Genomic DNA, 472 nt, shown 5'->3' on the forward strand with positions numbered 1-472 from the left:
GTTCACCTTGTCGATGGCGTTGTCGATACGCTGCATGGCTTCCCATGCGCCAGACTGGGTGGAGACATCCACCTTGTCGATGCCTTTTCCCTCAGCGGCCGTAATAGCCGTCAGACTCGTTGCAGCATTAGTGCCGACCGCAACCGAAGCCGTCGTGCCCGTCGTGCCCGTAGGCGCTGCCGTGGCGCGAAGTTCAATCGTGGTGCCGTCTTCGCTGAGGAAGGCAGTCACGCCGGTATCAGCGGTCTTGGCATTGATGGCTTCAATGGTGCGACCGGTCACCTCGGTCTGCGTCGCATTGGCGTCTTTCTCGATCGTGGCCACGGCAGAGGCAGTGGCACCTTGGATCGTGAGGCTCACCGAGGCGGACGTCACCGACGCCTGCGTCACGGCGGAACTGCTGATCGAGCCCACGCTGTACGAGGAGTTGCCCAGGCTGTCGACCTTCACGTTGCCCAACGAGCCCACGCTG

At 62.5% G+C, this 472-nt stretch carries 1 pseudogene; it reads right to left on the reverse strand.

Going from position 1 to position 472, the window contains the following annotated elements:
• A pseudogene (locus IAE24_RS29995) lies at positions 1-324 on the reverse strand (hypothetical protein); the annotation flags it as partial.
• Between the last annotated feature and the right edge of the window lie 148 nt (positions 325-472).

It is taken from the genome of Delftia sp. S65, assembly GCF_016516495.1.
Taxonomy (GTDB): Bacteria; Pseudomonadota; Gammaproteobacteria; order Burkholderiales; family Burkholderiaceae_C; genus Comamonas; species Comamonas acidovorans.